The organism is Marinobacterium halophilum (assembly GCF_003014615.1).
Lineage (GTDB): Bacteria > Pseudomonadota > Gammaproteobacteria > Pseudomonadales > Balneatricaceae > Marinobacterium > Marinobacterium halophilum.
On record NZ_PYGI01000001.1, the window covers coordinates 204,103 to 227,104 of the forward strand.

The 23,002-nt window shown below is 56.0% G+C and carries 24 protein-coding genes and 1 pseudogene; 11 read left to right on the top strand and 14 right to left on the bottom strand.

Annotated features, from left to right (window positions below):
• Nucleotides 1-70: 70 nt before the first annotated feature.
• Complete coding sequence (locus CLV44_RS00990; RefSeq protein WP_106590235.1) at nt 71-841, bottom strand: hypothetical protein; 771 nt, start codon at nt 839-841, stop codon at nt 71-73.
• A gap of 226 nt (nt 842-1,067) precedes the next feature.
• Between CLV44_RS00990 and CLV44_RS00995 the strand changes: the two genes are divergently transcribed.
• The gene (locus CLV44_RS00995; RefSeq protein WP_106590236.1) at nt 1,068-1,781 is read left to right on the top strand and encodes a nucleotidyl cyclase domain-containing protein; all 714 of its coding nucleotides are present in this window, start codon (nt 1,068-1,070) and stop codon (nt 1,779-1,781) included.
• Nucleotides 1,778-3,868 (top strand): tRNA(Met) cytidine acetyltransferase TmcA, encoded by a 2,091-nt coding sequence (locus CLV44_RS01000; RefSeq protein ID WP_106590237.1) that lies wholly within the window; start codon nt 1,778-1,780, stop codon nt 3,866-3,868. The genes CLV44_RS00995 and CLV44_RS01000 overlap by 4 nt, the downstream gene beginning before the upstream one ends.
• On the opposite strand, the gene CLV44_RS01005 is transcribed toward CLV44_RS01000, so the two are convergent.
• Nucleotides 3,865-5,232, bottom strand: coding sequence for a methyltransferase (locus CLV44_RS01005; protein WP_106590238.1), 1,368 nt, complete (start codon nt 5,230-5,232; stop codon nt 3,865-3,867). The two genes, CLV44_RS01000 and CLV44_RS01005, sit on opposite strands and share 4 nt — an antisense overlap.
• Before the next feature lie 116 nt (nt 5,233-5,348).
• Here CLV44_RS01005 and CLV44_RS01010 point away from each other — a divergent pair, with 116 nt between their 5' ends.
• Entirely contained in the window at nt 5,349-5,900 is a 552-nt protein-coding gene (locus CLV44_RS01010) for a hypothetical protein (RefSeq protein WP_106590239.1), read from the top strand.
• A 38-nt stretch (nt 5,901-5,938) separates the two neighbouring features.
• Here the strand turns inward: CLV44_RS01010 and CLV44_RS01015 are convergent, their stop codons facing one another.
• The 4 genes from CLV44_RS01015 to CLV44_RS01030 all read right to left on the bottom strand — a co-directional run bounded on the left by CLV44_RS01015 (nt 5,939) and on the right by CLV44_RS01030 (nt 9,785).
• On the bottom strand, nt 5,939-7,339 hold the full coding sequence (locus CLV44_RS01015) for a sigma 54-interacting transcriptional regulator (RefSeq protein WP_106590240.1): 1,401 nt from the start codon (nt 7,337-7,339) through the stop codon (nt 5,939-5,941).
• 3 nt (nt 7,340-7,342) lie between these two features.
• Nucleotides 7,343-7,846 (bottom strand): hypothetical protein, encoded by a 504-nt coding sequence (locus CLV44_RS01020; protein WP_106590241.1) that lies wholly within the window; start codon nt 7,844-7,846, stop codon nt 7,343-7,345.
• 1 nt (nt 7,847) lies between these two features.
• Nucleotides 7,848-9,272, bottom strand: coding sequence for a sensor histidine kinase (locus CLV44_RS01025; RefSeq protein WP_170069222.1), 1,425 nt, complete (start codon nt 9,270-9,272; stop codon nt 7,848-7,850).
• Nucleotides 9,273-9,578: 306 nt separating this feature from the next.
• Nucleotides 9,579-9,785 (bottom strand): dodecin, encoded by a 207-nt coding sequence (locus tag CLV44_RS01030; RefSeq protein ID WP_106590243.1) that lies wholly within the window; start codon nt 9,783-9,785, stop codon nt 9,579-9,581.
• Between the two features lie 196 nt (nt 9,786-9,981).
• Between CLV44_RS01030 and CLV44_RS01035 the strand changes: the two genes are divergently transcribed.
• Entirely contained in the window at nt 9,982-10,893 is a 912-nt protein-coding gene (locus tag CLV44_RS01035) for a hypothetical protein (RefSeq protein WP_146139969.1), read from the top strand.
• Between the two features lie 3 nt (nt 10,894-10,896).
• Here CLV44_RS01035 and CLV44_RS01040 read toward each other — a convergent pair whose 3' ends face one another.
• From CLV44_RS01040 to CLV44_RS17285, 3 genes are all read right to left on the bottom strand, one after another.
• The gene (locus CLV44_RS01040; protein ID WP_106590245.1) at nt 10,897-11,385 is read right to left on the bottom strand and encodes a DnaJ domain-containing protein; all 489 of its coding nucleotides are present in this window, start codon (nt 11,383-11,385) and stop codon (nt 10,897-10,899) included.
• 51 nt (nt 11,386-11,436) lie between these two features.
• A complete protein-coding gene (gene olsF, locus CLV44_RS01045) occupies nt 11,437-13,155 on the bottom strand; it encodes a bifunctional ornithine lipid synthase OlsF (RefSeq protein WP_106590246.1) in 1,719 nt (572 codons plus the stop codon).
• A 90-nt stretch (nt 13,156-13,245) separates the two neighbouring features.
• Complete coding sequence (locus CLV44_RS17285) at nt 13,246-13,416, bottom strand: hypothetical protein (protein WP_170069223.1); 171 nt, start codon at nt 13,414-13,416, stop codon at nt 13,246-13,248.
• A 64-nt stretch (nt 13,417-13,480) separates the two neighbouring features.
• Here CLV44_RS17285 and dinB point away from each other — a divergent pair, with 64 nt between their 5' ends.
• Nucleotides 13,481-14,575, top strand: coding sequence for a DNA polymerase IV (gene dinB / locus CLV44_RS01050; protein ID WP_106590247.1), 1,095 nt, complete (start codon nt 13,481-13,483; stop codon nt 14,573-14,575).
• Here dinB and CLV44_RS01055 read toward each other — a convergent pair whose 3' ends face one another.
• Nucleotides 14,576-14,932: a HopJ type III effector protein gene (locus tag CLV44_RS01055; protein WP_106590309.1), complete on the bottom strand. Its 357-nt coding sequence runs from the start codon at nt 14,930-14,932 to the stop codon at nt 14,576-14,578.
• Between the two features lie 32 nt (nt 14,933-14,964).
• The gene (locus tag CLV44_RS01060) at nt 14,965-15,921 is read right to left on the bottom strand and encodes a ketopantoate reductase family protein (protein ID WP_106590248.1); all 957 of its coding nucleotides are present in this window, start codon (nt 15,919-15,921) and stop codon (nt 14,965-14,967) included.
• A gap of 109 nt (nt 15,922-16,030) precedes the next feature.
• On the opposite strand from CLV44_RS01060, the gene CLV44_RS01065 reads away from it, so the two are divergent.
• The 4 genes from CLV44_RS01065 to CLV44_RS01080 all read left to right on the top strand — a co-directional run bounded on the left by CLV44_RS01065 (nt 16,031) and on the right by CLV44_RS01080 (nt 18,149).
• A complete protein-coding gene (locus CLV44_RS01065; RefSeq protein ID WP_106590249.1) occupies nt 16,031-16,351 on the top strand; it encodes a DUF6482 family protein in 321 nt (106 codons plus the stop codon).
• A 139-nt stretch (nt 16,352-16,490) separates the two neighbouring features.
• Complete coding sequence (locus CLV44_RS01070; protein WP_106590250.1) at nt 16,491-16,904, top strand: hypothetical protein; 414 nt, start codon at nt 16,491-16,493, stop codon at nt 16,902-16,904.
• Between the two features lie 70 nt (nt 16,905-16,974).
• Complete coding sequence (locus CLV44_RS01075) at nt 16,975-17,535, top strand: YbhB/YbcL family Raf kinase inhibitor-like protein (protein WP_106590251.1); 561 nt, start codon at nt 16,975-16,977, stop codon at nt 17,533-17,535.
• Nucleotides 17,536-17,621: 86 nt separating this feature from the next.
• Nucleotides 17,622-18,149, top strand: a complete 528-nt coding sequence (locus CLV44_RS01080) for a M48 metallopeptidase family protein (RefSeq protein WP_106590252.1) — start codon at nt 17,622-17,624, stop codon at nt 18,147-18,149.
• 83 nt (nt 18,150-18,232) lie between these two features.
• On the opposite strand, the gene metG is transcribed toward CLV44_RS01080, so the two are convergent.
• Nucleotides 18,233-20,275: a methionine--tRNA ligase gene (gene metG / locus CLV44_RS01085; protein ID WP_106590253.1), complete on the bottom strand. Its 2,043-nt coding sequence runs from the start codon at nt 20,273-20,275 to the stop codon at nt 18,233-18,235.
• A 121-nt stretch (nt 20,276-20,396) separates the two neighbouring features.
• Nucleotides 20,397-20,528, bottom strand: a pseudogene (locus CLV44_RS01090) (class I tRNA ligase family protein); the annotation flags it as partial.
• Nucleotides 20,529-20,677: 149 nt separating this feature from the next.
• On the opposite strand from CLV44_RS01090, the gene trmA reads away from it, so the two are divergent.
• A complete protein-coding gene (gene trmA / locus CLV44_RS01095; RefSeq protein WP_106590255.1) occupies nt 20,678-21,763 on the top strand; it encodes a tRNA (uridine(54)-C5)-methyltransferase TrmA in 1,086 nt (361 codons plus the stop codon).
• Nucleotides 21,764-21,803: 40 nt separating this feature from the next.
• On the top strand, nt 21,804-22,247 hold the full coding sequence (locus CLV44_RS01100; RefSeq protein WP_106590256.1) for a DMT family transporter: 444 nt from the start codon (nt 21,804-21,806) through the stop codon (nt 22,245-22,247).
• A 35-nt stretch (nt 22,248-22,282) separates the two neighbouring features.
• Here the strand turns inward: CLV44_RS01100 and rlmE are convergent, their stop codons facing one another.
• A complete protein-coding gene (gene rlmE / locus CLV44_RS01105; protein WP_106590257.1) occupies nt 22,283-22,903 on the bottom strand; it encodes a 23S rRNA (uridine(2552)-2'-O)-methyltransferase RlmE in 621 nt (206 codons plus the stop codon).
• Between the last annotated feature and the right edge of the window lie 99 nt (nt 22,904-23,002).

Consider the following 23,002-nt stretch of genomic DNA (forward strand, 5'->3'; position numbering starts at 1 on the left):
CTAATAATAAGCGTCAAATTATACGCACCTTGAAAGGCTGCGTCCACCTAAACCGTTATTGGCGGCACGCTTAGCGCGCATCCGCCCGGGTGAAATGGTTATAAATACTGATGAGTTCGTCCTCGCTGAAGCGCACGATGACCAGCTGTTGGCCGGGATAAATGACATCCGGGTTGTGCCCCAGAAGTCCCTGCTGATAGTTGAAAACCCAGGTGTCCTGGACTTTCCGTTTCAGCAGGTGACCGAGCCAGGAGCTGCGCTGATCAGCCAGAGGCTCGTCGGCATCGGCGGGAATTTGAGCGCTTAGCAGGCGTGAACGGTCTTCGATACGGATGCCGCGGGTGAAGGTTTCGATCAGGCCCTGATGGATGATTCCCCATAGCCCCTGTGCGTCCGCATTGCCAACCGAATGAACGTAGAATATCTCGTCGGCAGCCTGGTCCGGGTTATTGAGCAGTTCTTGCAGGCGCAAGCGGTCTTGAGGTGTCAGGTTGTACGGTTGTGCGGTTGTCGGCGTATTACCAGGCGGCAGGTCGGCTGCATAGCTGGTGGCATTGCCGTTCTGTGTAGGTTCCAAACCTGCCGAGATTGCGTTTTCCTGTGCGGGAGGCGGGAGCTGTAACAACTGGCTACCGGTTACAAAATGGTCGGCCTGGGTGATGTCGAGAGTGTCATCAGCGGCTTGCCGAGTCAGGCTTTTGATATGCTGGCGCGCCTCTGTCCGTGTGTGCTCCGAAATGGCATCGGGTAGCGGGCCGGATGGCATCTGTTCGGCGGGCATAAAACGGTATAGCGCCAGGGCGGCCACTATAATGGTGAGCAGGATGACCAGACGTTGCATAAGGGCGCTACCTGAATGTTTGCGAACGATAGGAATACCTTAGTTGAGAACGCATTGAGGTAAAAGCGTTCAATTCAATCGAGGTTGGCCAATGCGCCGCCAGCCGGGCCTGGCAGTTCAGCTGAATGGACACTGCATCGCCGTTGCGTGTTGATTAAGGTTCGATTGCATTGCTTATGAAAAATCGTTTTACTGACACCATCAACAGGGTAAAGGAAAGCCGACTATGAACTCCGTGTTCGTCGAACAGTTGAAACGTATCCGTCATCTGGCGGTATTTTTGCTGTTGTTGAACGTTGTGGCCTTGGCACTTGCTGCCGGGGGGGACTCGAGCGTAGTACTGGTGGCTCTGCTTGTCGTATTGCTACTGACTACGTCGGGCTTGCTGTTTGTATTGCGTAACCGCAGCATGACATGGGCAGCGACTCAGGAGCACGAGCCGTTGCTGGCGATTGACCCCAACACGGGTATCGCCACGGAGTATTGGTATCATCATATGCTGGCGCTCGAATGCCGTCGTGCTGTGCGTGAATTCTCACCCTTGACGGTGTTGTGCATCGACCTGGGCGAGAAGGTAGAGCGCCGCCACCTGCTGGAGTTGGTGCGTGTGCTGGGCGAGGAATTTTCACGTCCGGGTGATCTGATCGGATGGAATGCGGACCGGGCGATCGGTGCCGTGCTGCCATCCACGAATGAAAATGCCAACCAGCTGGTTAAACGTTGCTTTGAGCGCATCAAGGGGCACGAAGCCACAGCCGATCTGCCGTTGCATATCGTGGGTAAAACCTTTCAGCCGCGTGGCGACCTTAACCTCGGTAAAGTGCAGCAGCAGCTGGATTTGCACCTGCAGCATGCCTTGCAAGACGAGCCCGGCGTTTATTTTCATGCGGAAGATGTCACCGACCCCGCCACCCCGGGCATAACCTATACGGATTCATGACTAGTATCGATTCGGCACTGACCGCCTTCAGACGGCGATTGAGTGCGTCCCGTCAGCGTGTATTGATCTGGGTTTGTGGCGAGCTTGAATGGTGCCGTGCGCAACTTGCCGGACCGTTGGCCGAGTGCGTGCAGGGGCGCGGAGTGTTGCTAAGCGATCAGTCGGTCGCGGGGCTGCAGCCAAACAGTGCCCGCCAAGCGGCGGAAAGATTGGGGCAGACGCTGGATTTTGCCATTGTCGACGCGTTTTCCGGTTTCAATCCTAATGCATTTGGTCAGCTCTGTGGCGCGGTTGAGGGCGGTGGTTGCCTGATATTGATGACTCCTGAGCCGCAACAATGGATGCAGTTTGCCGATCCGGAATATGCATCCCTGTGTGTAGAGCCTTACCGGCCCGAACAGCTGGAAGGGCATTACTTGACGCACCTGGTACAGATGCTGCGACACTCTGAGCAGCGGGTGTTGTGGGCGCAAGGGTGTGATCCTGTCTTCCCGGCGACGTTACCGCCGGTATCCATGTCTGCGGCTATACCTTACCCCTGCCGCAGTTCTGATCAGGCGGATGCGGTTGCACATATTCTGCGTGTCGCCGGTCATCGGCATCAACCTCTGGTGCTCAGCGCGGACCGTGGGCGCGGCAAAAGTGCTGCCCTGGGCATAGCGGCCGCTCAATTGCTGGGTGAGGGCAAGCGTGTTGCAGTAACCGCAATATCACGACAGGCGATTGCGGCGCTGTTGGAGCGAGTGGCAGAGCTGGCACCGGAGGTTGATGGGCAGCTGGTCTATTACCGCCCGGATGAGTTGCTGCAGGCGCAGATTGAAGCGGACGTGTTGCTGGTTGACGAAGCCGCTGCCATTCCGACACCAGTGCTGACTCGGTTGCTGCTACGGTATTCTCGTGTTGTGTTCGCCACGACTCTGCATGGCTATGAGGGCAACGGGCAGGGCTTTGCATTGCGCTTCTTGCGTCTGTTGCGTAAGCGTTTCCCCAAGTGTCAGGAATATCGCCTGACGATACCGATCCGCTGGGCCGGACCTGACCCGCTGGAGCAGCTTAGTAACCGTATGCTGCTGCTGGATGTTGATGTGGCGATGCCGGTGGGCGATACGTCGCCAGCCGAAATCGAGCGTGTGCCAGCTTCCGTGCTGGCGACAGACACTGCCTTGTTGCGCAGTGTGTTCGGTCTGTTGGTATTGGCGCATTACCGTACAACCCCCGGCGACCTGCGTATTCTGCTCGACAGTCCCAATGTGATGATCTACGTGATGCGCCGTGCCGGAGTTCCAGTAGCCTGTGCGCTCATAGCGCGAGAGGGACCACTGGCGAAGGCGTTGGCTGATGCCGTTTGGGAAGGACGTCGACGCCCGCGCGGGCACCTGTTGCCGCAGACGTTGATTGCGCAGGAAGGTTGGTCTGAGGTGGCGCCCTGGCGTGCTTGGCGCGTTGTCCGCATTGCCGTGCATCCGGATCTGCAGCAGCAAGGCCTTGGGCAGCAATTGTTGCGGCAGATTGAGCAGGATGCGTGCGCAGAGTGCGTGGATTACCTGGGGGCAAGCTTTGCTGCCAGTGAGGATCTGTTGCGCTTTTGGCAGGGCAGCGGGTTTGTACCGCTGCGCCTGGGCGAGCAGCGTGATCCGGTGGCAGGGACGCATGCGTTACTGGTGCTGAAGCCATTGTCCGCGGCGGTAGTGGCATGGCTGCCAGAGGCCCGTAACTGGTATCGTCAAAGCGTATTGCAGCGGTTGCCGGTTGCACTGCAGGATTTGGAAGCGGAGCGCCTGCCTGCATTGTTGCACGGTACGGTGGCTGCTGTTGAACTGTCAGCGCCGTGGCGTGAACGTGTACGTGGTTTCACCCGAGCGCAGCGCACACTGGAAAGCAGCCTGCTACCGTTGACGACGTTGCTGCAGGCCAGTGTTCATCATTGGGATCGGTTATCATTGGCGCCCGCTGATCAGCGCCTGTTGTGTGGCCGTATCCTGCGTCAGCAACCGGTGGCAGCCATCACCGAACCCGCCGGCAGGCGTGCGCAGCTGGAGCGGCTGCGCCATCTGTGTGACATACTGCTGAGCTGTGTGACGGACTAGTACTGTTGCAGAATCACCATCAACCCCGTGATCGTTTCGTCATTCTCCAGACGCAGGGGGAATGCCTCCAGCAGTCGTATCTGTAACCTGTAACGTTCTGCCAGGGTTTCGATATGGCTACGGCTGTGGCGGTAGCGTCCAGAAGAGTGCAGGCTGACGTCATTGTCATACGTGGTGTGCTCGACCGTGAATGCAAACAGACCGCCGCTATTCAGTACGTTGGGCATCTGTGCCAGTATGGGGTCAAGGTTGCCGGTATAGATGAGGACGTCGGTGGCGGTAATCAGATCGACTGCGGTCATGTCCGACAGATAATCCGTCAGCGAGCGGCATGCCAGTTCATCATATACCTGCTTGTCGGCCGCCAGTCGCAACATCTGTTCCGACAGATCGCAGCCGCTGAGTCGGCGGACAGAGAGTTGCTTGCGCAGTTCAATGCCACACAAGCCGGTGCCGCAACCCAGATCGACAGCGTCAATGTGTGTGCCCCCCAGCAGCGTTGCCAAGTGTTGGCAAAGCTGCTGAGGTGCTTGATAGGCCAGGCGGTCCTGCAGGCGGTGCTCAAACTGGTCGGCATGGGTGTCATAGAGGCTGCGCACATAGCTGGGCGGTGCGGCTGTTGTGCAAGTACCGTTGGCGGCATCCAGCAGGTGGCGCAGGCTCAGGTTTTCCGGATCGGCATGTGCGGCGACCTTGTAAAGTGGAGTGGCTGCCTGCGGATAACCTTCTTCGGCAATATAGTCTGCGCACGCTATCAGCTGGCCAGCGTCAGCTCCTGACTGTTGCCAAGTGGCGATGACCGTATCGCTGTGCCCCAGCAGGCATTGATTCAATGCGTATTCATGCAGTCCTTCTATACTTTCATCAGAGACGTGCAGCATATCCAGGGCGTCCTGATAGCGGCCGAGGTGGCGCAAGGCAACGGCGTGAAAGAGCTGAGCGTCGTCTTGAATGGCCAGCTGTGGCGTATGCTGCAGGTGGGCTATGATGGCCTGCCACTGTTGTTGTTGCTCCATCAGGCTCAACAGATTCAAATGAAAGGCGGCCTCGTCCGGCTGCAGTTCGACTGCCTTATGGCATGCCTCCAAAGCTTGCTCAAGCTTGCCCCGAGCCTGCAGAACCAGTGCCAGATTGTTCAGCGCTTGTGCTTTGAATCGTGGCTGCCGGGTTTGTTGTACGGCCTTGTTCAGCTCTTTGGTAGCGACCAGCAAATTGCCGCTCTTGAAGAGAATCAGGCCCAACAGATGGCGAGCATTGAAATCATCCGGCCGGTGGGCCAGGTGCTGTGTGCAGATGGCGCGAGCGGCGCTCCACGCGCCCTGATTCATCAGGGATAATGCTTCACTCAGGCTGGGTAATGACATGGCAGACTCATCAAACAGAACACAAGAGCAGAGGATACTAGTCAAGACGGGACGAAATGCCAATGCGTTTGCTGTAGTGGCGACGTGATGATCATTGAGCGGGAGAGGGAATAATAATGAAGATTGCAATCATCGGTCTTGCGCTTAGCGTGATGGTGGCGCCCGCTTGGGCGGACAAGCCGGAATGGGCGGATAAATCCAAAGAGAAGCAAGAATACCGCAAGGGTGAACACAGTGATCGTGATGACCGGGAGTATCGTGGTTCCGAACGCCATGAGACACGCACGGATGCGCGCCGGCTGTCATCGTTGACGGAGCGGGAGCGGTATGAACTGCGTGATATCGTGCTTCGGGAACACTATGGCGTACGTCCTGAAGGTGGGCACTATCGAGGGTTGCCGCCAGGATTGCAGAAGAAACTGGAGCGTGGCGGGCGTCTGCCGCCGGGCTGGCAGGACAAGGTTCGGCGTGGCGAGGTATTGGATGCAGAGTTGTATCGTTCGGGTGAACGCTTGCCTCGAGAGTATCTTGACCGTCTTGGGCATGGTTCGGAAGCTGCAGAGCTGATTCTGTTGGGTGACCGCATTGTGCGGGTTGCCGAGGGGCGGGGAACGGTATTGGATGTTGTTGAGTTGACGGACAAGGCAATGGATTTGCTGGGCAACTAAGTACGGTTGGCACTCAGTTACCCAGTCAGGGCAGGTGTTTAGCCTGCCTTTCTTTTCTTCTCGGCCAGCTTGAGCACTTCTTGCTGCGCAGCCAGCGCCGCTTTTGCACTGGCTTTAAACTGAGCCGCTTCCAGCTCATGTTTGTTCAGCAGTTTGTAGAAGTCGGTCCGATTGCGCTGCGCAATACGTGCCGCATGGGTCACGTTGCCTTCGGTGATCTGCAGTACCTTGATCAGGTAGCGGCGTTCGAAGTCGGCGCGGGCTTCGTTAAAGGACGGAATGACCTGCTCCTGATTGGTCAGCGCCTTGGATACCAAGCCTTCTGGAATGATTGGAGAGGGGCTCAAAGCCACAACCTGTTCCATCACGTTTTCCAGTTGGCGAACGTTGCCCGGCCAGGCCGCCTGAGCCAGCAGGTGCAAAGCGCCGGGAGAAATGCCACGGACCTTGCGGTTGTGCTTCTGTGCCGCCTGGGACAGAAAGTGCCGTGCCAGCAACGGAATGTCTTCCGGTCGCTCGCGCAGGGGTGGCAGTTCCAGATTGACGACGTTGAGGCGGTAATACAGGTCTTCCCGAAACTCCTGGCTCAGCATCGCTGATTCCAGGTTGCGATGCGTTGCGGAAATGATGCGTACGTCAATGGGCGTGCTTTGCGTCGAGCCGACCGGACGAATGGTACGCTCCTGAAGTGCGCGCAGCAGTTTGACCTGCAGGGAAACCGGCATGTCACCGATCTCGTCGAGGAACAGTGTGCCACCCTGTGCTGCCCGGAACAGGCCTTCGTGTTGATTGACTGCGCCGGTAAAGGCACCTTTGGTGTGGCCGAACAGCTCCGATTCAAGCAGCTGCTCAGGCAGGGCGCCGCAGTTGATAGCAATGAACGGCTTGTCGCGGCGTGAACTTACCTTGTGAATAGCCTTGGCGACCAGTTCCTTGCCGCTGCCACTGGGGCCGGTAATCAGGACGCTGACGTCGGATGCCGCTACGCGCTGGGCCTGGTCAAGTACCTGTTCCATGCGGTCGCTGTGGCTGATAATTCCGGCGCGCCAGCTCTGATCGCGATTGCGTTGTGAGCTATCCAGTGCGGCCCGCACTGTATCCAGCAGATGCTGTTTGTCGATCGGCTTGGACAGGAAGCCGAATACGCCTTTCTGGGTCGCTTCGACGGCTTCTGGGATCGAGCCATGGGCGGTAATGATAATAACAGGCAGGTCGGGCTGCTCTTGCTGAATACGGGAAAAGAGCGTCAGGCCATCCATGCCATCCATTCGCAAGTCGGTGAGTACAAGATCAAAGCTGTGTTGACGAATCAGGGCAAGTGCCTGGTCTCCGCTTTCGGCGCAATTGATTTCGTAGCCTGATGCCTGTAGCCGCATTTCCAGCAGCCGCAGCAGGGCGGTATCATCATCGACCAGCAGAATGTTGGGGTTTGACGTCATCTGTCAGTGCTCCTCACGCTGTCGCGTTATTTGTCGTTCCAGGTCCGTCAGGGCATCGACCTGACGCTGTAGTTCATCTACTTTCAGTGTTTGCGTATCCAGTTGTTCCAGTTGTTCCAGCTGGAGCTGTAGTTGGCGAGTACGCAAATACAGGTACTGGCTGGTACTGCATGACGCAGGACCGGTGTTCAATTGAATCAACAATTCATGTGCCCGCTTCAGCTGCTCCGGTGATTGCCCGGGAGTGCTGATAAGCAGTGCGTGCAGTATTGTTTGTTGTCTGCGCTCTGCGTCAATAAGGAGCTTGCGCTTATCTTCAAGTGTAGACGAAATGTAACGGTGTTCAAAACGTAACCATTCACTTAAATGCTGCTCATCAAAGGTACATGCCGGTGTCGGCATCGCCGCTGTACGCGGGACATCAGGCAGTGTCTGCCCGATACGCTCAATAAGCTGGCATCCGGCAAGCAGTGAAAGACTGAGGCCGAGTAAAAGTTGTCGTATCACGTCAGTGTTCCAGAGTCGGTAAAGAAAGGCTGAAAGCGACCCAGCCGTCACTGTTACGGCTGATGTGCAAACGTGCCTCCAGTGCATTGCTTGCCTGTGCTGCAATGCTCAAGCCGATGCCAGACCCTTTCAGCGGGCCGCGACGTCGGTTACGCCCTTGATAAAAGGGTTCGAACAGCAGCGGGATATCATCGTCTGGAATAAGAGGGCCGGTATTGGCGACCTGCAGTTCCAGTACAGCACCCGTTCGACACGCATTGATGCATAAAGTGCCACCCTGATCAGAATAATGTACGGCATTGGAAATCAGGTTGGACAGAATGCGTTGAAGCATATGTGCATCAGTATACCAATACTCGATATCATCGAGTTTAATCTCCAGTTGCAGTTGTTTTTGTTCAATCTGCAACTTGAACGGCGCAATTATACGCTGCAACAGAGATGGTAATGCAACCTTTTCTTTTTGCAAGCGGTGGGGTTGTTGCAACTTGTTGTAATCTAACAGTTGTTCGATTAACTCCTGCAAGGTAAGACTATTTTGTTGCAGTAGTCCGGTAATCTCGCGTTGATTTTTAGTCAGGGGGCCTGCCAGCTCTTCGGATAAAATATCGGCACCTTCGCGTAGCGTTGTTAAAGGCGTTTTTAATTCATGTGATATATGCCGTAAAAAGCGAGCCTTGTCTTCTTCAAGTGCCTGCAGGCGTTCAGCCAGCCAATTGAGTTGCTCGTTAACCTGTGCCAGTTCCAGTGGTCCAGACAATGTGGGTGAGGGGGTGCGCTGGCCTTCGCCCAAATCACGGATGTGGCGAATCAAATGCTGTACCGGTCGACTGATACGGGTACTGAAAAACAGGATCAGGACGGTGGAGGCGAACATCAGCAGGATGGCTTGCCAGGTAGTGCGCAGCTGTTCCGCCTTGACCTGTTGTTCCAGCTCGGCCAGGCGGACGTTGAACTGCTCATCGATACTTCTGATCAGCGCCAGTGTGCTGGTCATCAGCTTGTCCAGCTGTGCCGGGTCAAAGCGCGAAGGTGTTGCAGACCTTGACTGAGTATCAATGCTGTCCAGTGCTGCGTGTAGGGGTGCTGTCGCCGAGGATAATGCACCTGCACCCGGCAGCTGGAGTTGCTGCAGCAGAGTGCGGTAAGCCTGTAGCTGGTTCTGTAATCGGTCCCGTAACTCGGAGCGGTTGACGATCTCATACTGACGGGCAGCGCGGGTTATATCTTCTGCCAGAATGCGCAGCTCTTCCGTGTGTTGGCTGCTTTGCAACATTTCACGGGCGAGGCTGCGGGCGCGCTCTGACTGGGCTACCAGGGCATTGCCTGATTGAAAAATCAGAATGGCAAGTGGGACGGTAGCCAGGAAAAAGGCCAGTAGTACCAGTTGCTTAAGTGAATGAGTGTGCCATTTCAAGCGGGTCATCGTAGCCTGCATTACTGAGAAAAGACGCGATTATTCCATTAAACAGACTCTCAGTCAGGTCGAGGCAAGCGTGAGCGATGACATCCGAGTGTCGGTCAGACAATTCAGTGCGGGACTAGCACAAAGTGAGCCATTTTTCTGATTGGCCTTTGCTATCAATTAGTTATTGATTTTTCTAATCAGAAATATCTCTGTTGCCATAGGATATCCATAAAAAGTGTCTGCTAAAATGATACAAAAGTAGGCGTTATTCTTGAGTTTCCTTATCTATCAATCAGTTACAGTGTCTCTTTTTGGATAATTTGCCTACTCAAGACGGAAGCCTACCCGGATGACGACTTGGAAATGGGCGATCTGACCATCTGTGATGTGTCCGCGCATCTCTTTGACCTCGTACCAGTTCAAGTGCTGCACTGTTTCGGCGGCCTTGCTGACGGCAGTGCGGATGGCGTCATCGTGGCTTTGGGTAGAAGAACCGGCCACTTCAATGATTTTATATACATGGTCATTCATGGCAGAAGCTCCTGTGTCTGCAGTTTGGTTGCCTTGAGTCTAGCCGTGGATCCGGTTGTTCGCCCATAATGTCCGCGCTGTGGATTTATCTAAACATGAGTTTAAAAAACACTAAGGGTTTTGCGGGATGCGGTTTAAATGGATGTATGCACTTTCTATGGTGACGTCGGTATTGTTGAGTGGATGTATGGGGGCTGTGCTGAAATCTGATCCATCCAGTCAATTTGTACGCGGTACCTTGAGCCGACAGGAAGATGGTTTCTGGTTCTCGGCTTGCGGGACTGCGACGTCAATGCGTGCAGACGTTACATCCGCGTTGTTACAGGCAGAGTTTGACGCGCACAGTGTGGGTGATGGTTGGCCGGTATATGTAGAGGCCCGTGCGAGTATGGCAATGAATCCTGTTGTATTGCAGGAGCCGCTGGTAATTGGTGGCTCGTTGGCAGCCTGTGAGCATACTCTGCCCGGTATCGAGTTGCGCGCTGTGACTGCTGAAGGTGATGTTGTATTTGATTTGCGTGAGCAGCAGGTTCGGGTGCAATACCGTGATCGTTTGTTACAGCTGGGCTTTGAGCGGCCAGAGGTCAAGCGTCTTGCGCGTGAGCGTCGCTGGGAGCAGACAATGGGTGGCGGGGGTAAGGATCACCGGTTACTGTTTTCCATTGAACCCCAGCCGTGCCGTACGACTTCAGGTGCCTGGTATGCCTTGAGTATGGTCGCGGAAGTGAACGGTACGGACTATCGTGGCTGTGCCCGTCTGGGTGATCTTGAGCATTGGCCGCTGCGGGCGGCCTATGTGACGTCGGACAGTATGACCACGCGCAAGCTGCGCCTGTCGCTGGGTCGTGATCAACGCTTCATGCTGGCGGAAGACTATATGAATGATCAGCCGATCATTGAATACCCTGGCCGCTGGTCGCGGGTATCGGCGGACCAGCTGCGTCTGGAACCGGATGATCGGGACATGCAGCCGATTGATTTCCAAATCGGAGCTGACGGCACGCTTGCTTTGGGCACATTTCATCCGGCCTATGGCCGCGTGCTCACGCTGCAGCCGTCGGCGCGGATGCTGCGTGCAGACAGTGGCGAGCTGGACTGGTGGGACTAGGCATTAGCCGTTCAGCAGACGGTCGCGGGCTTCGTTAACCCGCGCGGCCAGGTAGGCACTGCCATGACGGTCGGGGTGCAGCTTCTGGATCAGATGACGATGCGCACTGATAATCTCTTCGCGGCTGGCGCCGGGTTGCAGGCCCAGAATGTCGAGCGCTTCGGCTTCTTGCAGTGGGCTGTTATGTCCGCGGCGCTGCTTTTGTTGCTGGCTCTGGTTCTGTTGTCGTCTTGACTGCCACCATCGGGCCAGTGCCGGGAAGGTGCGCAACAGCAGCGGCAGCAGTTTTTTAATGAACGGTAAGCTCAGCGCAACGATGGCCCCCAGCCAGTGTAGGCGGCCGGTAATGGCCAGATAGAGCAGGCCAAGCGTGACCAGCAGCAGAATAATCTTGCCGCTGGCGCTGCGGCGCTGATTCAGTGGCTGGCGTAGCCACCAGTATCCGCTGCCCAGCGCGATAAGGACAAACAGTACCAATCCCAAGGGGTGCATTGTGGCTCCTGAACATGATTAGGAACCGGTACTGTACCGCAGCCGTGTCATTTATGCATGACTGCCGATGTAGCGTTCACGCTTGCGTGTCTTGACCTTGTGCGTGTCGACCAGCACCAGCCCGTCAATGCAATAGTTGAAGTCGGCATCAACGCCAAAATCAAGAAAGCTGACGCCTCCGGGTTCACAGAGTTCACTGTACTGTTTGTATAGGGTCGGTACGGAGACACCCAGGAAATCGAGCTGCTCGCGCAGACGACTGAAGTCTTCACGGTAGTTGTCACCGCTGAACAGTTGGGTGATGGTGCTGTCGGCATCACTGTCCAGCCGATAGGGGCTGTTGGCCCGTGCCAGCCAAGCGGTGTCGGGGAAATAGTGGCGGTAGAACCAGACCAGCAGATCGCGTGCACGTTTGGGGTAGCTGTTGCTCAGGCTGACCGGGCCGAACAGGTAACGCACCTCCGGGTGGCGGCGCAGATAGGCACCGATGCCGTACCACAGATAATCCAGTGAGCGTTTGCCCCAGTAGCGTGGTTGCACGAAGCTGCGCCCCAGCTCGACGCCGTGTTCAAAAATGGTATCCATCTGTTCGCTGTAGTTGAACAGGGATTCGCTGTAGAGCGGATATTCGTGACTCTTTATACGCCGATGGCCTTCACCGATGCGGTACGCACCGGCAATTTCCAGATCCTCTTCGTCCCAGAGAATCAGGTGGCGGTAGTGCTGATCGTAACGGTCCAGATCACGCTTTTCGCCGGTACCTTCGCCTACGGTGCGAAAGGCAATTTCACGCAACCGGCCGATCTCCTGCATCACCACCGAGTCGGGATGGTAATCGAACAGGTAGATTTTCTTGCCATCGGCGGTTTCGCCCAGCAACTCAGCCTGTTTCAGCTCCTGTTTGATGGTCTGGCGGTTTTGTGGATGGGCGATGGTTTTCTCGGTCAGGAACAGCGGCGGTTTGTTACGTGCGATGCGGTACAGGTGCTTCTTCAGCAACTTGGCCTTGTCGCGATTGGATACCGGTAACGCATCGAGCTGGCCGAACGCGATTGGCTCGCCAATACGGACCGGCAGCGTGACCGAGTGTTTGTTGAACATCTCGCGCGCCAACATCAGGGTCGACATTGACTTGTTGATATAGGAAAGGCCATAGAACAGTGGTGAGTTCTTGCCGCCCAGATAAACGGGTAGAATCGGTGCGTTGGCCTTGCGGGCAAAATGGATAAAACCGCTGTTCCATTTGCCATCCTTGATACCTGTTAACCCCGCACGGGAGACTTCGCCAGCGGGGAAAACGATCACGGCCTCGTCATTTTGCAGTGCGGCTGCGATGCGGGCGATGTTGTCTTTGCGGGTGTTTTTGCCCAGATTGTCGACCGGCAGGAACAGGTTTTGCAATGCATCAAAATGCATCAACACGTCATTGGCGATAATGCGGACATCACGGCGTACCTCGCCGATCAGTTTCAGCAGTGCCAAACCGTCCAGTGCGCCCAGGGGGTGGTTGGCAACGATCATCACCCGGCCCGAGGACGGGATATTCATTCGCTCCTTGTGGCTGAGGGTGTAGCTGAAATTGAAGTAGTCCAGTACCTGATCGATAAACTCGAAACCGCTGGCGTGCTGGTGGATTTCAAGAAAGCGGTTGATCTCTTGCTCGCGCACCAGTCGACGCAGGCAAAACAGGGTAGAGCGCCTAACTGGCGCGGGTTTACGGACAAACGCAGGATATTTGTTGACCAGTACCTGTTCGACATCGATCTGCATGTTCAGTCACCTCCATCATCTGTCTCATACACTATGGCGATGCGATGACGGAGGGGTGACGGCTATGTGACGGACAGGTGACAGGTTGAGTCAGTCATTGAGGTTTTTCTGCCAGGGATCCTGGTCTTCTGTGCGGCGTCCGCGGTTTTTACGGCGATCCTGCTTACCTGGCTCGAAACGGATCTCTTCACGTCGGTCGGATGACTGGCGGCGATCGGAGGTGTTGCGCCGTTCACGGCCGTTCCATTCCTGTGCGGGCATATACTTGCTCCCCTGATGGTTTCGTGCGTGAATACGTTATTAATCTAGATTAGATATGGCCCTAATGGAAACTGCGGTAGTTGATACACCCCAATCGGATAAGCATCGAAAAATCATTCACTTGGACTGTGACTGCTTCTTTGCGGCGGTCGAGATGCTGGCGCACCCCGAGTGGCGTGATGTGCCATTGGCTGTTGGTGGCGCTGCCACCCGGCGTGGCGTTATTGCGACCTGTAATTACCCGGCTCGTCGTTTTGGTATTCACTCGGCCATGCCGACGGCCAAAGCGCTGCAGCTGTGTCCGCATCTGGTGCTGGTGTCCGGCAATATGGCACATTACCGTGAAGTGGCGGAGCAGATCTTTGCCATCTATCGCCGCTTCACCCATCTGATCGAGCCGGTCTCGATTGATGAAGCCTACCTGGATGTCACCGATAGCACGCTGCTCGGTGGCAGTGCCACCCGTATCGCCGAAGCGGTACGCCAGCAGGTGCGTGAAGAAACCGGTATTACCGTTTCGGCCGGGGTGGCGCAGAACAAGTTTCTGGCCAAGGTGGCCAGTGACTGGAACAAGCCTGACGGCCTCTGCGTCATTACGCCTGAGCAGCAGGCTGAGTTCATGGTGCAGCTGCCAGTCAAGAAAATTCCTGGCGTTGGGCCGCGTACCCAGGAAAAGCTGATGGGGCTGGGCGTGGGCACCTGTACTGAATTGCAGGCACTGTCGCTGGTTGAGTTGCAAAACCACTTTGGCCGTTTTGGCGAGCGCCTGTGGCAGCTGTCGCGCGGAGAAGATACGCGTGAAGTGCGTACCCATCGTGAACGTAAATCCGTCAGTGTAGAGCACACCTACAGTCAGGACCGGCCGGACTTGGCCAGCTGTATGGATCAGTTGGAGACCTTGATGGCTGATCTGGAGCAGCGGTATGAACGCCACCGCGAGTCGCGGCAGATACTTGGGTTGGTGGTGAAGGTGAAGTTCAACGATTTTAATCAGACCACGGCAGAATGTCGTTCTGAACATCCGCATCAGGGGCTGTTTGCATCGTTGCTGGAGGAGGCCTGGCAGCGTGGCTCAAGGCCAGTGCGTCTATTGGGTGTCGGCTACCGGCTGGGGCCGAAAGAGGAAGAGGCGGAAGCCGAGCAGCTCCCGCTGTTCTGATCAGCTGGCCTTGCGGCTTAGCGGCTGACCTTCGAACACGATCCCGTCCCAGCCGTTTACCATGAAGCTGCGGATGTTGCCGTGATCGGTGCCTTCCGGCGTGTTCAGCACGTCGCGGTAAAAGCGGCCGAAGCAGGCGAGCGTTTGCGCCTGATCCAGTTGCATCAACTGAGCAAAACCGAAAATCTTGCATGAACCTTCATTCTGGCCAGCTTCGTTGAATACAGCCTGATCACCGAGACCGTTGCGGAAAGCGCAAGGGGTGTAATCAAAATACTCGCTGATGATGGCCATGGTCTCTTCGAAATCCAGGCTGTCATCCTGTCCCAGGCGGGCAATAAATGTATCAAGTGTCATAAACAACTCCTGCAGGTAGGTGATGGCGCGCATTATGCCGTTAGCGGCTGCCATTGCACAGGGCGGATATCCAGTTGCAGCAATCGCTGCACCAGCTCGGTATTGGGCGCGGACTCACCCAGTTGCAGGCAGCGGCGTATCACCGTTCCGCTGATATCATCCAGTTCCAGCGGGCGGCCTTTTTCCCGGTCGACCAGCATGGATGTCTTGATCGCATCGAACTGGCTGATCAGGGTAAACATCTCGTCTACATCACTTTGGGTCAGCTCAACCTTATCGGCGCGAGCAGCGACGGCCGTTTCCTGCATCATTGCGTAGACCGTTTTGCCCAGAGCCGGGTCTGCCGTGAGGCTGCGGGTGTCGAGACCGGTCAGCGCGCTGAGTGGATTGACGCCGTTGTTGATCAGCAGCTTCTTCCACAGCTCATGACGGATGTTATCGGTCAGTCGAGTCGGGATCTGGGCAGCGTTCAATGTTTCAACCAGCTGACTCAGCGTGGCGTCGGGGGCATCGACCTGCGGCCAGCGGCCCATGACCACCTGAGCGGGGCCTTTGGCTTCGATGTGGCCGGGCGCGAGAATATGCCCGCCGATCCGTACAGCCAAACCGCCCAGCGTACGCTCGACACCGATGGCCGAGGCGATCAACGGCTCGTTATCAACCCCGTTTTGCAGTGACAGCACCGGCGTGTTTGCCGGTTGCAGCCACTCGGCACAGGTATCCAGCCAGTCACGGGTTGCCCCGGATTTGAGTGCCAGCATGATCAGGTCATAGTCGGCACATGTGTGTTGAGCCAGAAGCTGCTCCATCGACAGAGCCTCCACCGGGGCGCAGAAGTGCAACGCTTCATGTTCAACGGTCAGTCCTTGTTGCTGCATGGCCTGCAGATGTGCGCCGCGGGCCACAAACGTGACCGGGTGCCCGGCATTGAGCAAACGAGCGCCATAGTAGCAACCGATTCCGCCGGCACCGATAATCAGAACCTTCATCCTGCACCTCCGTTATTCAGGAGTGATCGGTTTTACCTTAAAACGCCTTGAGGATAAACCGTATGCTCTGGGATCACGTAGATGCATTAATGCAACTGGAGGCACAGAGATGAAAATTGCACTGAATGAAGTCAAGAAACAGCTGGGGCAGGTAGAGCGCCTGGTGCTACGGGCATTTGAAAGCAGCATGTATCTGGTACAGGTGCAGTTGAAGCATGGCGAGGAATTGCTCAACGTCTGCGACGATAAAGGTACTATTTTACGCTTCAACAGTCAGCTGGATGCCAAGTTTCCGTTCAAGGGCCTTGGCATTACCGACACGGTACTGGTTCACGAAAGTCCCTATAACGAAATGATCGGTATGCCTGCTGCAGCGAGTCCGGCACCGCTGGAGGTGAAGTTGGCTAACCCTGATCAGGATTACTCGTAAGTTGTACAGAGGTGTTTTGTTTGCAAAAGTCCTTATACTGACCGCCAAACCCACGCGGTACCGATGCCTGCTATGACTCTGGTAACGCTGGAAGGTTAAACACCAAACGTTTTATAGCTATCGGGTTCATGGAGGATGTATGGGGTTGGTATTAGGGCCGTTGGTGCTGTTCTGGTTTGCGGCAATGATGTTTTCACTGCGTATGGGTTACGTGGTGTTGAGTGGCAAGGGATTTTTTCCATTTATCATCGTTGTTGTGGCGGTCGCGGTAATAGTGGCATTGGCCTATGTCAGTGTCGGCCTGTTCAAGTTCATGGGTAGGGAAACGCTGTGGGCGTTTGAGATACCGTTCTTCTTTGCGGCCAACAAGGTGTCTATTGCCCTGTTCCTGTCTGCGGCATTGGTTTATCTGTTTGCGCTTCACCACATTGAACAGGATGTGGTGAAAGCACTGCTGTTTGTGGTCCCCTTCTCTGTCTCAACGGCTACCCTGATGGGTATCTTTAGTTCGGATACCTTTATCGAGACGTACAACATCACCCGCACGTACTAGGGTTTATCCAGTCAATCGGACTGAACACGGCGATGGCTCTTTTTTCACATAACAGGTTATGGGGCATGACATGCGACAGTTTAAAACCTCCGTCCTTGTTTCACTGACATCAATATTCCTTACCGGCGCGGCCTACGCGGATTCTCTGACGCTGAGCAGTAACGATATCGCCCATGGCGAGTTCATGAGCAAGGCACAGGAGTTTAAAGGTTTTGGCTGTGATGGTGGTAATGTATCACCGCAGTTATCCTGGTCGGGTGCGCCGGAAGGCACTCAAGCCTTCGCGGTTTTTGTCTACGACCCGGACGCGCCCACGGGCAGTGGTTGGTGGCACTGGCAAATTGTTAATATCCCCGCTGATGTGAATAGTTTGCCTGCGGGCGCGGGCACGCCGGGCAGCGGTAGCATCCCCCAGGGCAGCATCCAGATCGACAATGATTACGGTACCAAAGGCTTTGGCGGAGCCTGCACACCGAAAAAGAACGGTGCTCACCGTTACCAATTCACGGTACATGCGCTGTCGCAAAAACTGGAACTGCCGGAGAATGCCTCGGGTGCGTTGACCGGCTATATGGTGAATGCTCATTCATTGGCGTCCAGTACGATACAGGCCTTGTATAAGCGCGATTAGTCGAGTGAATGTTCAAGCAGACGCGCAGGTGCGCGTTTGGCTTGGCAGCATGTGCCCGAGTTCTTCACACGTCAGTATGGTTATCCATGAGTCAGCCTAAAAAACCGAACTACCTCAGCGGGTACAGTCCAGATGTTCAGCAGCAGGTGCAGGCGTTGCTGGAGAACAATACATCCGGTGCCTGGTTGCTGAAGAAATATCCTCAGGCGCATGAGTTGGCGTCGGAAAAGGCGTTGTATGCCTATGCCCAAGGTATCAAAAATCAGTTTATGCGCAGTTCAGCGCCGATCAGCAAGGTCATTTACGATGACAAGATTCACATCATCAATAATGCCTTGGGTCTGCATACGTATGTGTCACGGGTGCAGGGCAATAAGCTGAAAGCGAAAAACGAGGTGCGGATTTCGTCCCTGTTTCGCAAGGTGCCTGAGCCATTGTTGCGGATGATTCTGGTGCATGAACTGGCGCACCTGCGCGAGAAGGATCACGACAAGGCGTTTTATAAACTCTGCTGTTATATGGAGTCGGATTACCACCAGCTGGAGTTTGATCTGCGTGTGTACCTGTGTCACCGAGATCGTTTTGGTGATTTGTGGGGCAGGTCGGTGGATTAACCACGGCGGTTAGCCGGCCGTAAGCGGAGTATACAAGGCTGGGTATACAAAATAGCCGGCACTAGGCCGGCTATTGTCACAGATTACTTGATTCGCATGCCGGGCTGTGCGCCTGCGTGCGGTTCCAGAATCCACAGATCTTCACCGCCCGGGCCAGCGGCCAAGACCATGCCTTCGGACATGCCGAACTTCATTTTGCGCGGTGCCAGGTTGGCAACCATGACGGTCAGTTTGCCTTCCAGATCTTCCGGCTTGTAGGCGGATTTGATACCGGCGAAAACGTTGCGGGTCTCGCCGCCCAGGTCCAGCGTCAGTCGCAGCAGTTTGTCGGCACCTTCCACATGTTCAGCCTTGGCGATTTTGGCGACACGCAGGTCAACCTTGGCAAAGTCCGGGAACTCAATGGTTTCGGCAACCGGTTCCTTGCTTAGCTCGGTTTCGGCAACGGGCGTTGCAGCGGCAACTTGCGGCTGGGCCTGCAGGCTCTGTTTGGAATCTTCGATCAGCGCTTCGATGGTGGTTTCGTCAACACGCTGCATCAGCGGTTTGAACTTGTTGATCTTGTGATCCAGCAGCGGCTCCTTGACGGCATCCCAGGCCAGGGTGTCGATGTTCAGGAACTCGCACGCCTGTTCGGCCACTTCCGGCAGTACCGGTGCCAGGTAGCTGATGATCACGCGGAACAGGTTGATGCCCATGCTGCAGCATGCCTGTACTTCCGCTTCCTTGCCTTCCTGTTTGGCCAGTACCCAAGGCTCGGCGGTATCGATGTACTGGTTGGCCTTGTCGGCGAGATGCATGATTTCACGCATGGCGCGGCCGTATTCGCGCTTCTCGTAGGCGTCGGCGACCACGTCACCCAACGCTACCGCTTCCTGATACAGGGCTGCATCAGCCAGGGTACTGTCGAGCTGGCCGTCGAATTTTTTCTTGATGAAGCCGGCGCAGCGGCTGGCGATATTGACGACCTTGTTGACCAGGTCGGCGTTCACGCGGAAGCGGAAGTCTTCCAGGCTCAGGTCGATATCGTCGATGCCGGAACCCAGTTTGGCGGCGAAGTAATAACGCAGGTACTCTGGACGCAGGTGGTTCAGGTAGGTCTCGGCCATGATGAAGGTGCCGCGTGACTTGGACATCTTCTGGCCGTTGACGGTCAGGAAGCCGTGGCAGAATACGCCGGTCGGGGTGCGGAAGCCTGCGCCTTTAAGTTCGGCGGGCCAGAACAGGGTATGGAAGTAGGCGATGTCCTTGCCGATGAAGTGGTACAGCTCGGCGTCGGAGCCTTCTTTCCAGTACTCGTCAAAATCGACATCGTTCTTGTCGCACCAGTTCTTGAAGCTGGCCATGTAACCGATCGGCGCGTCCATCCAGACGTAGAAGTACTTGCCCGGTGCGTCCGGAATTTCGAAGCCCCAGTAAGGCGCGTCGCGGGAGATATCCCATTCCTGCAGGCCGGATTCGAACCACTCATTGAGTTTGTGGATCATCTGGGTCTGTACGTGTTCGTTGACCCAGGTCCGCAGAAACTCTTCAAAATCACCCAGTTTGAAGAAGTAGTGCTCAGACTCCTTCTCGATTGGTGTGGCACCGGAGATGGCGGAGTAGGCGTTCTTCAGCTCGGTGGGCTGATAGGTTGCACCACAGGCTTCGCAGGAATCGCCGTACTGGTCCTTGGCGCCACACTTGGGGCAGTCGCCCTTGATGAAGCGGTCCGGCAGGAACATGTTCTTCACCGGATCGTAGGCCTGGGTGATAGTGCGACGGCTGATGTGGCCGGCGTCACGCAGGCGCTCGTAGATCAGCGCGGAGAAGTGGCGGTTTTCTTCGGAGTGGGTGGAGTAGTAGTTGTCGAAGTTGACCATAAAACCGGCAAAGTCGCGCTGATGCTCGGCGCTGACCTGGTCGATCAGTTCCTGCGGGTTTTTGCCCATCTGGTCGGCCTTGAGCATGATCGGCGTGCCGTGTGCGTCATCGGCACAGACATACGTGCAGTTATGACCACGCTGCTTCTGGAAACGAACCCAGATGTCAGTCTGGATATACTCGACCAGATGGCCCAGATGGATGGGGCCATTGGCATAGGGCAGGGCACTGGTGACGAGAATCTTGCGCTTGCTGTCGGACATCGTTGGCTCTGAGTCGGTTAAGTATAAAAGAAGGCAGCTATTCTACGCCGGATTGATCTCTGAATGAAGGCTGAGGGCGGCTGTGCTAGAATCCGCCGCCCGATAGACCCACAGCCCGATTATGACCACGCTGCTTCTGGAAACGAACCCAGATGTCAGTCTGGATATACTCGACCAGATGGCCCAGATGGATGGGGCCATTGGCATAGGGCAGGGCACTGGTGACGAGAATCTTGCGCTTGCTGTCGGACATCGTTGGCTCTGAGTCGGTTAAGTATAAAAGAAGGCAGCTATTCTACGCCGGATTGATCTCTGAATGAAGGCTGAGGGCGGCTGTGCTAGAATCCGCCGCCCGATAGACCCACAGCCCGATCGATCACTTTAGAGTACAGAGGTTAGCCGATGGCCCTTCCCCGCGTGGAACCGGAACAGTACGATGCCTTGCTGGCAGCGAAACAAGCCCGCATCGAAACACAGTTTGCCGAGTTCGACTTGCCCGATATCGAGGTATTCACCTCGCAGCCGGAACACTATCGCCTGCGTGCCGAATTCCGTACCTGGCATGAGGGGGATGATCTCTACTACGTGATGTTCGAGGGCGACAAGCGGACGCCCGTGCGGCTGGACAGCTGCCCGATGGTGTCGAAGCGCATTCATGACATGATGTTTGAACTGATAGAGGTGATTCGCCTCGATCCGGTGCTGCGCTTCAAGATGTTTCAGGTCGACTTTCTCAGCACTCTGTCCGACGAACTGCTGGTCAGCCTGATTTACCATCGCAAGCTCGATGACGAGTGGATCGAACATGCACGCCCGCTGCGCGAGCGATTCAACATCGACGTTATCGGCCGTTCACGCAAGCAGAAGATCATCATGGACCACGACTTCGTGGTGGAAACGCTGAACATCAAGGGCCGTGATTACCGCTATCAGCAGACTGAGAACGGCTTTACTCAGCCCAACGGCCATGTCTGCGAGAAGATGATCGAGTGGGCGATCGATTCAACTGCGCAGGCTGGCGGTGATCTGGTCGAGTTCTACTGCGGTAACGGCAACTTCACCCTGCCGCTGGCGCAGAACTTCCGCCGTGTAGTGGCCACCGAGATTTCCAAGGTGTCGGTGCGTTCGGCCGAGTGGAACATCGCCGAGAATGGTATCGATAATATTGATGTGCTGCGCATGCCGTCGGAAGATCTGTCGCTGATCCTGAAAGGTGAAAAGACCAGCCGAAAAGTGCAGGATCTGGCGCTGGAAACATGCGAATTCTCGACGGTGTTGGTAGACCCGCCGCGTGCCGGTCTGGATGAGCATACCGTGGAGCAGATCTGCGAGTATCCGCATATCCTGTACATTTCCTGCAACCCGGATACGCTGCATGCCAATCTGGAGCAGATCAGCAAAACCCACAAGCTGGAGCGGTTTGCGATCTTTGACCAGTTTCCCTATACCGATCACCTGGAGTGCGGCGTCTACCTGACTCGCCGTTGAGTGATCCGAGCAGAGTTTTTTGACCATGAAAGGAGGCTATATGCTCTATTTCTGGCTGGCGCTGGCGTTTGTTGCAGGCATGATGATGCCGCTGCAGGCGGGGGTAAACAGCACGTTGGCCCTGCACAGTCAGGGGGCGATCTGGGCGTCCTGGATCTCGTTCATGGTGGGGACGGCAGCCCTGTTAGGTGTGGTGTTGGCGATGCGTTACGAATGGCCGGTCATTGCTGACATGAAACATGCCCCCTGGTGGGCCTGGACGGGTGGCTTCATGGGGGCGCTGTTTGTGGCAACCGGCGCCTTTCTGGCACCGCGCATTGGCGCGGCGACCATGGTGGCGTTACTGGTGGCCGGGCAGTTGATCGCCTCGCTTATCCTGGACCACTTGGGCTGGGCCACTTTTCCGCAGCACAGCATTAATCTGGGGCGGGCACTCGGGGTGGTGTGCCTGCTGGCGGGCGTGGTACTGATTCGCATGAACTGATTGCCCCGCCTGCATCGCTGCGGGCGGGACGAGTGTTAGCCCTTGAAGCCCTTGCCGACCACGTACACTTCGCGCGAGCGCGCACGGGAGGCGTCCGGTTTACGGATGACCACGGTGTCGAAGTGGTTGCGCACTTCCTTGACGAAGTCTTCGTAGCCTTCACCCTGAAATGCCTTGGCCACAAAGCTGCCTTTGGGCTTGAGCACCTGCTGCGCCATGTCCAGCGCCAGTTCGATCAGGTAGATCGAAGCGACCTGATCGGCGGAAGCCACGCCGCTCAAGTTGGGGGCCATATCGGAGATCACAACGTCCACCGGGCGGTCGTCGATCACCTGCATGATCTCGTTGAAAACGCTCTCTTCGGTGAAGTCGCCCTGAATGAACTCCACGTCGGGCAATGCATCCATGGGCAGAATATCGGAAGCGATCATCTTGCCCCGTTCACCGACCATGCCGGATGCGACCTGAGACCAGCCCCCCGGTGCCGAACCGAGGTCGATCACCAGCATGCCGGGCTTGATCAGTTTGTCTTTCTCGTTGAGGGCCAGCAGCTTGTAACTGGCACGGGAACGGTAGCCATCTTTCTGCGCCTGTTTGACGAAGGGATCGTTGACATGTTCCTTGAGCCAACGGGCGCTGCTTTTGGATCGGGCCATAACTACACTGCAACCATCTGTTGAAAACGCCTATTGTACGTGGCCGAGTCATGGTGCGCCAAGGCAGTCATCGGTGTTGCCTGACTTTATATCGGGTGG